Below are 14062 nucleotides of genomic sequence, written 5' to 3'. Positions count from 1 at the left end.
ATGTCAGTTTTATTATCAATAAGTAAATAAATTTAATTACAACCCTCTGAATTACCACATCTTGTTACTGTATATTTCACGAAAATATTTACACATAAAAATTAATCCTTAATTTTATTGCGGATTAGATTTTTCTGCTCTAATAGCACAATTTTTCACCACAATTTCGGACATCAAGACTTCTAAATGGCTATTTTTATGAAATAGCTCGTCTGCTGCTTTTTCAGGCACAACGGTTCTACAAGCCAATAATTACAATAAAATCATAGTGATAAAAGAAAAGCGATCAAATCAAAGCGAGAACTCAGGGGAAGTTTGACGTTGTTCACAAAGTTCCTCAAAAATAACATTTGTTTACATATTTTTTCCTTTTGAAACAAAATCTTTATATTTGTAGCACTTTCACGGTAGCGAAACGTTAGTTTGAATGGAAAGATGCCTGTCAGACACATAAAGACACCAAACTCTCATCAATATTTCTGTAAAGTTTTATTGACGGAATTTATTGACGGCAGTGGCAGGTGTCATATAAAAAAACCAATGAGGGTAATAAATAATGATGAAGCGCAAAATCCTGGCAGCGGTGATCCCTGCCCTGCTGGCTGCTGCAACCGCAAACGCAGCAGAAATTTATAATAAAGATGGTAATAAGCTGGATCTGTACGGTAAAGCCGTGGGTCGTCACGTATGGACAACGACCGGCGATAGCAAAAATGCCGACCAGACTTATGCCCAGATTGGTTTTAAAGGGGAAACGCAGATTAACACCGATCTGACCGGTTTCGGTCAGTGGGAATACCGTACTAAAGCAGACCGCGCTGAAGGCGAACAGCAGAACTCGAATCTGGTCCGTCTGGCTTTCGCGGGTTTGAAATACGCGGAAGTGGGTTCAATCGATTATGGTCGTAACTACGGTATCGTTTACGATGTTGAATCCTATACCGATATGGCCCCCTACTTCTCCGGCGAAACCTGGGGCGGCGCCTATACCGATAACTACATGACCAGCCGTGCTGGCGGTTTGTTGACCTACCGTAACTCTGACTTCTTTGGTCTGGTGGACGGTCTCTCTTTCGGTATCCAGTATCAGGGTAAAAATCAGGACAACCACAGCATTAACTCTCAGAATGGCGATGGCGTAGGTTACACCATGGCATATGAGTTCGACGGCTTTGGCGTCACCGCAGCGTACAGCAACAGCAAGCGTACTAACGATCAGCAGGATCGCGATGGTAATGGCGATCGCGCAGAGTCATGGGCCGTTGGCGCGAAATATGATGCAAACAACGTCTACCTGGCTGCCGTATATGCTGAAACCCGCAATATGAGCATTGTTGAAAATACGGTTACCGATACCGTGGAAATGGCAAACAAAACGCAGAACCTGGAAGTGGTCGCTCAGTACCAGTTTGACTTCGGCCTGCGTCCGGCAATCTCGTATGTGCAGAGTAAAGGTAAGCAGTTGAACGGCGCCGACGGCTCGGCCGATCTGGCGAAATATATTCAGGCGGGCGCGACTTACTACTTCAACAAAAACATGAACGTATGGGTTGACTACCGTTTCAACCTGCTGGACGAAAACGACTACAGCTCCAGCTACGTTGGCACCGACGATCAGGCGGCTGTCGGTATTACTTACCAGTTCTGATCAGCAGACCCCTTTGTTTTATGCCTCAAAAACAGGACTTCGGTCCTGTTTTTTTATCTCTCTTAGAGAAAATGTGCGTCTTTCAAAAACAGGCGGGCTTTTTAGCGCTAACGGTTGGCATTTTGTAAATCTGCCGTTAACCTGATAGCGGATTTCCCTTCTGTAACTATAATGGAACCTCGTCATGTTTGAGAACATAACCGCCGCTCCTGCCGACCCGATTTTGGGCCTGGCCGATCTGTTTCGCGCCGATGACCGTCCAGGGAAAATTAACCTTGGCATTGGCGTATATAAAGATGAAACCGGCAAAACACCGGTGCTCACCAGCGTTAAAAAAGCCGAGCAGTATTTACTGGAAAATGAAACGACGAAAAACTATCTCGGCATTGACGGGATTCCGGAATTTGCTCGCTGCACTCAGGAACTGCTGTTCGGCAAAGGCAGCGCGCTGATTAACGATAAGCGCGCACGCACGGCGCAAACGCCGGGCGGTACCGGCGCGTTACGCATTGCCGCCGACTTTTTGGCAAAAAATACTCCGGTAAAACGGGTGTGGGTGAGCAACCCCAGCTGGCCGAACCACAAAAGCGTGTTTAACGCTGCCGGTCTGGAAGTTCGGGAGTACGCTTACTACGATGCGGAAAATCACACGCTGGATTTTGAAGCGCTACAAGCCAGCCTGAGCGAAGCACAGGCCGGCGATGTGGTTCTGTTCCACGGTTGCTGTCATAACCCAACCGGCATTGACCCTACTCTGGAACAGTGGCAGGTTCTGGCTGAGCTTTCCGTTGAAAAAGGGTGGCTGCCGCTATTCGATTTCGCTTACCAGGGCTTTGCCCGCGGCCTGGAAGAAGATGCGGAAGGTCTGCGCGCCTTTGCCGCGCTGCATAAAGAGCTCATTGTCGCCAGCTCCTACTCCAAAAACTTCGGCTTATATAATGAGCGCGTCGGCGCCTGCACCCTCGTGGCTGCCGATGCGGAAACCGTGGATCGCGCTTTTAGCCAGATGAAATCCGCCATTCGCGCTAACTACTCCAACCCGCCAGCGCACGGCGCGTCCATCGTCGCGACTATCCTGAGTAATGACGCCCTGCGCGCTATCTGGGAACAGGAACTGACGGACATGCGCCAGCGTATTCAGCGTATGCGTCAACTGTTCGTGAATACCTTGCAGGAAAAAGGCGCGAACCGTGACTTCAGCTTTATTATCAAGCAGAACGGGATGTTCTCATTCAGCGGTCTGACCAAAGATCAGGTGCTGCGTCTGCGTGAAGAGTTTGGCGTTTATGCCGTGGCTTCTGGTCGCGTGAACGTGGCGGGCATGACCCCGGATAATATGGCGCCGCTATGCGAAGCCATTGTTGCGGTACTGTAAAAAACTGTCGACTGGCGTGACCGATAAAAAAGCCTGCACATTGCAGGCTTTTTCATTCTGCTTACCAGACCGGCATCTCATCTTGCAGGAAGGGATTATGCAGACGCTCGTACCCGAGCGTAGAGAGCGGGCCGTGGCCAGGAATAAAGGTCACATCATCGCCAAGCGGCAATAATTTACGCTTAATAGCGTCAATCAACTGGGTGTGATCGCCGCGAGGAAAATCGCTGCGCCCGACGCCACCTTTGAAAATCACATCGCCGGAGATCAGCAGTTGCGACTGTTCATCAAAGAAAACCACGTGTCCCGGCGTGTGTCCCGGACAATGTAACACCTGTAACGTCACATTCCCTACGCTGACGCGATCGCCGTCGTTCAGCCAGCGATCAGGCGTCAGCGGCTGACACTCATCCAGACCGAACATGCGGCTTTGCGCCGGCAGTCCTTGCAGCCAGAACTCATCTTCTTTTTCCGGACCGATAACAGGAACGCCGTAATGCTGCGCCAGTTCACTCGCCGCGCCGACATGATCGAGATGCCCATGCGTGAGTAAAATTTGCATCAACGTCACGCCGCTGGCGTCCACTTCCTGTTTAATTTTTTCCGCGTCGCCGCCCGGATCGACCAGCGCCGCCAGCCGGGTTTGTTCGCACCAGATTAATGAACAGTTCTGGGAGAACGCGGTGACCGGAATAATACGATAGTTCATACTGCTCCTTTGATTAAGCCTCGCTGATTACCAGTGCCGCGCCGGCCCGGTATCAATATGCACAAAGTTACTACGTGGGTAATATCCTACACCACCTGCGCGCATAGATAACGCCGCTTTGCGAATATTGCTCAGCGCCACGCCTTCAATATGAAAATCCATCGCCTGCCCTTTTGTATGGTAGCTTTTTTTCGCTACGCCGCTGCTACGGGCGCGTAATTCATTATTGGTATCAAGAGAACGGTAGCCTGAGATGAGCTGCACAGGTTTACGCGTCCCTAACAGCCCCTGAAGTCGGTAAAGTTGGTCAAACAGGCGGGGATCGATTGATCGGACTTTATTCGCGCGATAGTCACGGAAAAAATGGTTTAACTTTGCTAATTCATCCTGAATGTAGGCTCTTCCATCGAAAAACTCCGCCTTGATTGACTCTCCGGTATGGAGATTGTTTAACGTCAAAATGCGCGGGCGTGGGGTCGAGAGTGTGGCAAACGCTGGCGCGGGCAGGATGGCGGCACCGAGAGCGACACCACCAAGCGCCAGCAGCTTGCGGCGATTAGCGTCAAATTTGTCCATGATAATCAGGTCTACAGGTCAATGTTATCGTTAATACACTTCTACCTTTAAGCAGACATGATCGGCTGGCACAGACTTCTGAACGGCCCGGTCGACTTAAAGGTTGTTGTATATGCACTTCTGGCGCACGAAAGGCACCTTAACTGCCGATAAAGCCCGCGTCAAGATGGCCCTCCCCCAGCCACAACGGGGGTCTACAGCGAAACGCCCCGTTGAAGCCAAACATTAGGACAACATATTTACCAGAACTTCTTCATTTACCTGATTAATTGTTCAACCTTTGGCACAATTTGTGCGCTGGATCGCGCTGTGAGATCGTAATTGTAAATATCTGTACGATATTGCATACGTCCATCTGCGCCGACAAACGCGGTCAGATAGTAAAGATTTACTGGAATGTTCTGCCGGATATTGACATACCGCGTGTCGCCTTGCTTCAGGGCGCCAGAGATCCGCGCATCGTTCCAGCCAGCATCCTGCAAGAGCATATTCGCCAGTTCAGAGGCCTTATTGACCCGCACGCAGCCGGAACTTAACGCCCTGGCGTCACGCTGAAAGAGAGTATGGTTAGGCGTATCGTGCAGATAGATCGCATCTGAACTCGGCATATTAAATTTATAACGCCCCAGCGAATTGTGCGCGCCTGGCGCCTGCTGGAAACGGAACGGAAGATTCGATGGCGTAATGGTGGCCCAGTCAACCTGCCACGGATCGATCGCTTCTTTGCTGTTCCAGCCGCGCATCACGGTGTAGCCATGGCGCTCCAGATAGCCTGGGTCATTCCACACCTTAGGTAAAATGTCTTTACGCGCAAGCGTGGGCGGAACGTTCCACGGCGGGTTCACCACCACATTATTCAGCGCGCTGCTCATCATCGGCGTTTTACGATCGGGACGCCCGACGATCACCCTCGAAGCCAGCACCTGGTTGCCATTCTGATAGTAGACCAGCGAATAAGCGGGAATGTTTACCATAATACCGGTAGAGAGTTCCGCCGGCAGCAGGCGTAAACGTTGGATATTCAGTGCCAGTACGCCTGCGCGTTGCGCGGGGGTCATATTAAGCCAGTTACGCGTCGCCGGGCCAATGACGCCATCCGCCCCCAGCCCTTGCCATGCCTGAAAACGCTTTACCGCCTCGACCAGTTCACGATCGTAGGCGCGTGCCGCCGGAGCCGGCTTACTACGGCGGGCCGTTGGTTCGTCGACCGGCTGCGCCACCGATGTTTCGTCGACCACGGCGGAGGGGCTGACGACGGCGCTATCAGCAGTGTTATCGCCGGGTAAGGCTATCTTTGGACCGCCATCCAGCATCCCCGTACGCTGTAATATTTCGCGCAGCGCAGGCACATCGTTACTCCATTGCCCCGGGCGCAGCGTCGCGGTATTGGTCAACTGCGGCCACGGGCGAGAGTCCGCCACCAGCTTCAGCAACGCGTCATGCATGGGCGCATACTGTGGATGCTGCGGCGCCAGGCTGGCGACAAACATCGGCAACTGGCCCTCTTCCAGCGCGATTTGCCACTGGTTAATCACCGAGACTGGCGGCGTCGCCAATGCGTAAGGTTTGTTGCTATATAACCAGCGCTGGCCTTTGACGGGGATATTCGCAATGAAATGGAGATAGCCCATCATGGCGTCTGACAACACAACATCGCGCGCCATACCGTTTACGGCGGGATCGGTCAACAATGCCACCCAGGCGGTAAACTGCGGCTGGAATCCGGCAATCGCCACCTCCGCCAACTGTTGCTGGAAGGCTTTCACCGCATCGCGATTATCCCACATGGGCTTCATGTCGCGCGCGGCATACAGCAATGTCAGCTGGCTCATATAGACCGGCGTATAGCCGGAAGGAAGCTGCGACTGTAAATCAGCCCGGACTTTCTCGGCTGAAACGCCCTCCGGCAGCGGCTGAATCCCGGCCATAATCGCCGTCGCGGCGGATTGCTTCTGCGGCCCAGCCTGATCCGTCGCGGCAACGGCGCTATCGCCAGGTATCATTTCAGGCTCATCGGCCTGCGCATTGAACAGTGGAGCGAATGTTACGGCCAGGCATAAACTGATTGCCGACAGACAACGACCACACATCTTGTTAAGCAACATCCCTTGCCCCCTGTTTTCGTTATCATACTCCGCATGACTGTGCTGCCCGCAGCGCGGGTCAACCGCAACCAATGCTTTTGTTTAGTATGACGAGTCAGCCTGCTCACTCGTCAGGCTTAACTCCAGTATATAAAGTTCGTTACGTTTTTGCCTAACCTAATGTAAAGAAGTTTAAAGAAAATGCACTACCCGGAGAGATTTTTCAGATAAAGAAAAAGGCGGCTTTCGCCGCCCCAGGCTAATGATAAAACAGAACTTGTTGTGCCGGATGGCGGCGTAACCGACTTATCCGGCCTTGCCTGATAAGCGAGGCGCCATCAGGCACGTCATCGTTTCTGCCGTGTTTAACTCGCTTCTGAAGGCGTATCTTCCGTTTGCGTACCGGGAAGCGTTTCCGGAAGCTGCGGCGCAAAGCCACGCAGCCCGACAACATGAACATGCTCAGTATTCTGAAACACTTTACGCACCAGTTTATAGGTCGTGCCCTTCTCCGGACTGATGTTTTCCGGCGCGGCGATGATGAGCTGCATCTGCAAACGTTCGCATAGTTCAAACAGCGTGGCGATAGAGCGCGCATCCAGACGCGCCGCTTCATCGAGGAACAGCAGGCGACATGGCGAAATATCTTTCCCGCGCAGTCTGCGCGCTTCGTCTTCCCAGCTTTGCACCACCATCACCAGAATTGACATCCCGGTCCCGATAGCTTCCCCCGTTGATAGCGCGCCGGATTCCGCACGCAGCCAGCCGTCGGACCCACGGTTAACTTCAACTTCCATTTCCAGATAGTTACGGTAGTCCAGCAGCTCCTCGCCAATGGTCTGCGGCGTGCGTTGCCCCATATCGATCTGCGGATTCAGACGCTGGTACAGTTTCGCCAGCGCTTCGGAGAAGGTCAGACGATTGCTGTTAAACAGATCCTGATGCTGCTCCTGCTGTTCTGAAAGCACATCCAGCAAGGTGGCATGCGTTTCACGCACGTTGACGTTTAACCGCACGCTATTCACCTGGCCAAACGAGACGCTTTGCAACCCCTGGTTCAGCATGCGAATACGGTTCTGCTCACGCTGGATAGTCTTGCGGATAATGTTTGCCACGCTGCGGGAACTGATCGCCAGCTTTTGCTCACGCGATGTCAGCTCTTCCGTCAGACGGCTCAGCTCAATCTCCATTTGTTCAATGGCTTCAACCGGATCGTCGGTACGAATAATATCCTGACGAATACGTTCGCGCAGATGCTGGTAAACGGCCACAAAGAACTGGATTTTACGTTCCGGGCGTTTCGGATCTTCCGACAGACGCAATACGTCGCGCAGATGTTCGTTATCCGCGACGGCCAGGCGCAGCGCGCCCAACGCCTTATCCGACATGGAGCGCAGTTCATCCGCCGACAGATAAGCCAGCTCACGACGGTGCAGACGGCGTTCCACGCCATTGTCTTTCACCATCCGCATGACTGCGCACCAGCCGGCTTTCGCGGTCACGACCTGCTCGCGCATTTCATGATAATCACGCTCCAGCTTGCGCAGCTTACGGGTCAGGTTCTCCATCTCCGCTTCGCAGAAGGTGAGCGCTTTCTCAAGCTGATTACGACGCGAACGGTTATTGCTCAACTGAGCGTGCAGTTCATCGCGACGCTGGCGGGCGCGTTCTTCCGCCCCGCTGTCGGCGCGAACGCCAATATCCTGTAATTCGCGCTGCAAATCGTTAAGCAGCTCTTTTTTCGTGTCGTAAGAGCTTTTTAGCGAGGCCAGGACCTGGCTGTACTGACTTAACTGCGCGGCATGGCTGCGCAGCGCTTCGCGGGCGCGGGTACGCTCGGCTTCCGCCTGCTCCAGCCGCTGGCGCAGCTTTTCGTTGAGATCGCTGTTGCCGCTCAGCATTTCCGCCGAGTCGGAATAGCTGAAATGCGCCCGACGTTCGACGACTTCAGCCAGCGCAAAAGCCTGCTGGCGCGCGTCGCGCTGCATTTGCTGCGACCAGGCATAGTCTTCTTTTAACTGCTCAAACTGTTCCGGATCGCTTTGCAGAACGGAAACCACCGGCTCCAGTTTGGCTAACTGGTTGCCATATTGCTGCACAAATCGCGCCGCTTCCTGCGCCTCATCCAACCGTTCCTGAATTTCATCGACCCGATCGGCCAGCGTTTCATCGGCCAATAAATTCAGCCGCGGCAGCAAACGGTTAAGCGCGGAAACGCCCTCTTTCGCCTGCTCAAACTGAAGGCGCTGCTGCTGGTTGTCGTTTTCATGCGTCGCCAGCGCGCGCTCCAGCTCGACGCGACGCCCGTTCAGTCGGCGAATTTCCGCTTCCGGATCGTCCTCAAAGGCAACGGAAAGGTGGCTGCCGATAAAACGGCTGAACGCCTGGTGCAAACGCTGGGTTTTCTGCACGTCAAACGAGAGCGTGGCAAAACGCTCGGAAAGCACTTCCCGTTCCGCATGGAGACTTTCAATACGGTTCTCGCGCGCCGCACGGCCAAAAATAGGCAGCGACGGGAAACGCGAATAACGCCACTGACGGTCGGCAATTTTCACGACCACCGCCTTTTCCAGCTCGTCAACGCTGAATACGCTGTCATCAAAAGACTGCGGATCGCCTTCGATCAGGTACAGATCTTCCGGGCAGTCGGTCAGACCTTCAAGCTGTTCGGCTATTTGCGATAAATCCGGTACGACGATCGCATGGCGCGACGGGCCATACAGTGCGGAAAAGTACGGCGCATCTTCAAGGCTGACATCATCGTAGATTTCCGACAGCAGTACCCCGCCAAAACGCTCCGCCAGCGCATTCAAACGCTGGTCTTCCGCGCCGCCCGGCTGGCTTAAACGTTCGATCTCTTCATCAACCGCATTTTTACGCGCGCCCACTTCGTCGCGTTCGACAATGGCTTCGCGCTCACGCTCCAGTAGCTGTTGCAGGTATTCGGTCACTTCCTGGCTGGACGTAAACTCCTCGCCGCACTGTTCGCTAAGCTGGTTCAGGCTATTCTGCGCCGCCAGCCAGACAGGAGCGCGTTGCATCAGATGCTGGATACGGGATTGCAGCTGTTCCTGTTCCTGACGCAAGGCCATACGCTGTTCGCTGGCTGACGACACGCTCTCAGACAAGGACGCGATGCGGGCTTCCAGCTCCTGATGCAGCGCTTCCAGTTCGTCAATATCAAAATTTTTGCCCTGTCGCTTACAGAACTCAGCCAGCAGACGTTCCGCCTCTTGCTGCTCACGCAGCCGCTGTTCCAGTTCGCTCAGGCGCATCCGCAGCGGCTGTACCTGTTCCGCCAGATGACGCTGGTTCACGCCGTCCCGTAACAGCTCGCGCGCCACGTCCCAGGCTTCGCTACGCGCCAGCGGGCCGTTGATCGCCGCTACTAGCTGGTAAGCCTGCTCAAACTGGCTGTGCGCGGTTTGCGCCACGCTCATTTTTTGTTCCAACGACAGCAGTTTTTCCGTAGCTTCCTGCTCTTTTGCCTGGAAAGTATCCAGCCATTCGGCGGCGCTTTCCGGCGTTAGATCCGGCAGATGGCAAAGTTCTTTAGCGCGGGCGAGCGCTGATATCGCCTGGTTATACTGAATCGCGCGCGTTTGCTGTACATCCAGCGCCTGCTGGTAATCCGCAAGCTGGCTTTTGAGTTCATCGACTTCCAGCTCGGCGGCTTCGGCACGCGCTTCATTTTCGTCCTGCATTTCGGCGGCTTCCGCCACCACTTCGTTTTGCTCTTCGAGTCGAATCTGCAGCTCTTCAAGATCCGCTTCGTAGCGTTCAATTTTTTCCTGCTGACGCAGCGCGGTTTGCACCAGATTCAGGTGATCGCTCGCCGCCTGGTAATCCGCCTCAAGAGAACCTTCGGCACCGTTATGTTCGCCCAACTCACGGGCCATATCGACGTGCTTGTACTGCTCCGCCGCCAGCTGCTTGCGCGATGTGTACAGTTCGCGTCGAAACGCCAACGCCTGATCAAGGTGAACCCGACGCTCATTGGCGTGGCGCATATAATCCGCCGCCACATAATCGGTGGCTTCGCTGATCAAATGCTTAAACAGATCGCGATCGGATTGGGTAACACGAATCGCTTCCAGCGTGAGTCGGTTCTCGCGCAGCGCCGCTTCCATATCCTGGAACGCCTTGCGCACGCCGCTGTTTTCCGGCAATAAATAATCGCGTAGCGATCGGGTAATGGCGCTGGAGATCCCGCCGTACAGCGAGGCCTCTATCAAACGATAGAATTTACTACGATCGGAAGCGGAACGCAGACGACGGGCGATAATCCCTAAGTCAAACATCAGCGAATGATAATCGGTGATGGAGTTAAACTGCTTAAACTGCACGCCTTCCATCTCGTCAAGCTTGTCTTTCAGCTCAGCAAGCGACAGTACGCGCGCCTGACGTTCGTTTAATGTCTCCGTCACCAGTTGTGTCGGCTGTACCGACATCGGCAGCCCCTGGATAGCGAACGGTTTGATGTCCACTTTGCGATCGCGCCCAGCGACCTGCTGCAGACGCACGCCGACCACCACCCGCTGATGGCGGGAATTAATGGTGTCGAGCATGGAGTAACAGACGCCCGCCTTCAGCTTACCGTGCAGACCTTTATCGCGCGAACCGCTGGTGGCGCCGGCTTCCGTGGTGTTACGGAAGTGCAGTAATGTAAGATCCGGGATCAGCGCCGTGACGAACGCCGCCATCGTCGTGGACTTCCCGGCTCCGTTGCCCCCGGATAACGTCGTGACCAGTTCATCCAGGTCAAAAGTGCGAGCAAAAAAACCGTTCCAGTTAATCAGCGTTAGCGAGCGAAATTTACCGCGTTCAATCATTATTCTTCCTCTCCACTGTCCGGCTGACTCTCTTCGGTCTCATCATTAAGTTGCAGATGGTTTTCAATGGGCATCGCTTCCCCGTCGCGGATGAGACGACGCTGCGCCTCGCGAGGATCGTCGCCAGCGCGGACATCCGCGCCAAAGCGGAAGACCGATTCGGTAATGCGGAATTTGCTGCTGTCGTGGCCCATAAACCATACCATGCCCAAACGACGCAGGCGGTTTAAAGAAGAACGCACCTTTTCCTGCAGTTTCTGACGATCAACGTCAGATCCCGTCGAGCGGTTATTCACCAGCTTTAGCAGTTTGGCTTCGTCCGCAAGGGTAAGCAGCTCGTCGTACAACTCTTGCTGAGTAAAGATCCCTTCGTTGGCCAGACGCTCCGGGCTAAGATAGAGGTAGCAGAGAATTTTACCGACCATCATATCCAGTTCGGATAACACCGAGCGCGGGATAAGCGTGGTAGAACGCGGACGCAGGTAGAAGAATCCCTCCGGCGCGCGGATCAGTTCCACGTTATAACGCGCGTAAAACTCTTCCAGGTATTCCTGAAAATCCATCAGAAAGGCATGATTATCCAGTTCGTCCAGCCCGATGTGGCGGCCCGAACGTAATGCGCTATCCAGCGCCGGAAATAACGGATTCGCCAGCGCCTGCGCCAGCTTAACCGGCATCACTTGTTCAATATTTGTCAATGACATGCGCCTGTACCTTGGCTCCGTAATCATTAATCGGCTGCCATTTGGCTGGCAGTCCGGTGAAATCTGCTTGCGCTACGCCAAGACGTACCGCTTGATCGATAACAATACGCGCCACGTCGAAATGACGCGCGCGCGGGTATTGCGCCAGATACTCGCGCACCACCAGCCCAAGATCCAGTGGCGTTTGTCTGGTTTTATAGATAGCCAGCTGTTCTTCAATGATGGCCGCTAACTGCTCGCGGATCTCGTTAAACTCTTCATATTCCAGATCCGGCGGCAACTCCCCGGTGACTTCATCGTCACGCAACGCCATCTCTTCATCGCGCATATCCAGCAGACGATCGGCATTCGCGTAGGTTAGCGCCCACGGATCGTCAAAATAAGTCTGCACGGACTGGCGCAACCGCTGGGCGAAGACACGGTTTTTATCCATATCGATCGCGGTACGGATAAATTTATGCACGTGACGATCGTAACCGATCCATAAATCAATAGACTGCTGACCCCAACTGATAATGCGGTCGAGTTTACTTTGTAAGTCAAACACCAGCCTGTCGACAAAATGCAGATCGTCGTGCGTCATCGTGGCATCCTGAATGCGCAGCAGGTTAGCCTGCAGCTTATCGCCCGCCGCCTCCAGCGTATCCTGCAACTCGCGCAGCGTACCGGACGTTTCGGAAAGCAGCAGTTCACAGCTGGAAATCGCCGCCCGCCAGTCTTTATTCAGCAGTTGTGCGATATCGTCTTTCACCTGCTGCTGCTGTTCATCCATGATGCGCTGGGTGAGATCGATACTGTCGAAAATCTCCGCCACCGAATATTTCAATGGCGCGTAAACGTTGCGATGCCAGTGGAACTCATCGCCACCCTCCGCTGCCGCATCCGCCGCGCGCTTCAATTCACCGGCCACAATCGACAACTGCATAGAAAGACGCAGCGTAGAGAATTCGCGTTGACGAATGTAGTAATCGGTGATGCCAATCCCGAGCGGGGTTAATCGGTAAATCGCATTGCCTTCCGCCTGCTCGCTGGTAAAGCGGTTCAGCAGACGTTGACGCACCATATCGTTAATCGCGTTGTTCGCGCGCACGCCGATGGTTTCGCTGGTTTGCTCAAACGCATCACTCACATGGCGGAATGCATCCACCAGCTCGCCTTCACTCATCTCGCCGTCAAGGCGTTCGCCGTTCAACGTGGCGACCGCCAGCAGAAAGGAAAGTCTGTCTACCGGCAGCGAGATGGAAAAGTCGTTTTTTCTGGCCCAGGCAACCAGTTCGGGGACTGTCTGGGAAAATTCACTCATAGGTTATCCTTGCATCTGCGGCTAGCGCCGGGCTTTTAATCGCGGTGACATGAATGTAGCGCCCAAGGCTAATATACGGCTCCTGGCGGCAATAACGCGTTTCCAGTTCGACCAGGGTCTCATAACAGTCACGCTGCTGGTGTTTTTCACGCAGATAATCATGAAACACACGCACGCCGGTTTTACCGGTAATCTGCCAGCCAATCGCCTCCAGCCACTGGTACACCTGCGCGGGGTCGCGCGGGTAGTCAGGCGACAGCGTGCGCTTCTTGCGTTTAGGCATCCCCGCCTGCACGTAGTCAAAATTACCCGCCACCATATTGTGCATCAGCAAACCGTTAGCGTTATAGAACATCAACGACAGCGCGCCGCCAGGGCGCAATACTGACCAGAGCGTTTCTAATACGCCGACAGGATCGGCTACCCACTCCAGCACAGCATGAAACAATATCAGATCAACCGGGCTTTCCAAATGCGAAGCGACGTCCTGAGCCGGGCATTGTATAAAATGCATGTCTTTGCTCACACCTTTTGCCTCGGCCGCCTGCCGCGCGCGGGCGATCATTTCGCCAGACAGATCGCATAACGTCACCTGATGGCCGCGTTCCGCCATCTTAATCGCCGTTTGCCCTTCGCCGCCGCCGGCATCCAGTACCCGCAGTTTTCGCCCGCCAATCTCCTCCAGCACACGGTCCAGGTCTTGCCACAGAATGGCTTGCCGCAGTTGTCCTTTGGTCGTGCCGTAAATGTTACGGGAAAACTTTTCAGCAATGTCATCAAAATTGCGATCCTGCATCGGACTCTCCACAGGCTGGCTCAGGCGTTATCTGA

General features: G+C 54.0%; 9 protein-coding genes. 2 read left to right on the top strand and 7 right to left on the bottom strand.

The window, feature by feature from the left end; translation table 11 throughout:
• The first annotated feature begins 556 nt into the window (after nucleotides 1–556).
• Nucleotides 557–1648, top strand: a complete 1092-nt coding sequence (gene ompF, locus ACLJQD_RS09180) for a porin OmpF (protein ID WP_000977709.1) — start codon at nucleotides 557–559, stop codon at nucleotides 1646–1648.
• A 184-nt stretch (nucleotides 1649–1832) separates the two neighbouring features.
• Nucleotides 1833–3023, top strand: coding sequence for an aspartate transaminase (gene aspC, locus ACLJQD_RS09175; RefSeq protein WP_000462653.1), 1191 nt, complete (start codon nucleotides 1833–1835; stop codon nucleotides 3021–3023).
• 61 nt (nucleotides 3024–3084) lie between these two features.
• On the opposite strand, the gene ACLJQD_RS09170 is transcribed toward aspC, so the two are convergent.
• The 7 genes from ACLJQD_RS09170 to cmoM form a co-directional block, all read right to left on the bottom strand.
• Entirely contained in the window at nucleotides 3085–3732 is a 648-nt protein-coding gene (locus tag ACLJQD_RS09170) for an MBL fold metallo-hydrolase (RefSeq protein WP_001109471.1), read from the bottom strand.
• A gap of 27 nt (nucleotides 3733–3759) precedes the next feature.
• A complete protein-coding gene (locus ACLJQD_RS09165; RefSeq protein WP_000357052.1) occupies nucleotides 3760–4308 on the bottom strand; it encodes a YcbK family protein in 549 nt (182 codons plus the stop codon).
• A gap of 257 nt (nucleotides 4309–4565) precedes the next feature.
• Entirely contained in the window at nucleotides 4566–6413 is a 1848-nt protein-coding gene (ldtD, locus tag ACLJQD_RS09160) for a L,D-transpeptidase (protein ID WP_017440921.1), read from the bottom strand.
• Nucleotides 6414–6757: 344 nt separating this feature from the next.
• Entirely contained in the window at nucleotides 6758–11224 is a 4467-nt protein-coding gene (gene mukB / locus ACLJQD_RS09155) for a chromosome partition protein MukB (protein WP_017440920.1), read from the bottom strand.
• Nucleotides 11224–11928: a chromosome partition protein MukE gene (mukE, locus tag ACLJQD_RS09150; protein WP_000060025.1), complete on the bottom strand. Its 705-nt coding sequence runs from the start codon at nucleotides 11926–11928 to the stop codon at nucleotides 11224–11226. The genes mukB and mukE overlap by 1 nt, the downstream gene beginning before the upstream one ends.
• Nucleotides 11909–13231: a chromosome partition protein MukF gene (gene mukF, locus ACLJQD_RS09145; protein ID WP_001288828.1), complete on the bottom strand. Its 1323-nt coding sequence runs from the start codon at nucleotides 13229–13231 to the stop codon at nucleotides 11909–11911. Before mukF ends, mukE begins: the two co-directional genes overlap by 20 nt.
• On the bottom strand, nucleotides 13224–14027 hold the full coding sequence (gene cmoM, locus ACLJQD_RS09140) for a tRNA uridine 5-oxyacetic acid(34) methyltransferase CmoM (protein ID WP_001154025.1): 804 nt from the start codon (nucleotides 14025–14027) through the stop codon (nucleotides 13224–13226). Before cmoM ends, mukF begins: the two co-directional genes overlap by 8 nt.
• Nucleotides 14028–14062 lie beyond the last annotated feature (35 nt).

It is taken from the genome of Salmonella sp. SAL04214, from assembly GCF_046550615.1.
Taxonomy (GTDB): Bacteria; Pseudomonadota; Gammaproteobacteria; order Enterobacterales; family Enterobacteriaceae; genus Salmonella; species Salmonella enterica.
The sequence above is the reverse complement of the archived record's forward strand: the minus strand, read 5'-3'. Positions and strand labels throughout refer to the sequence as shown.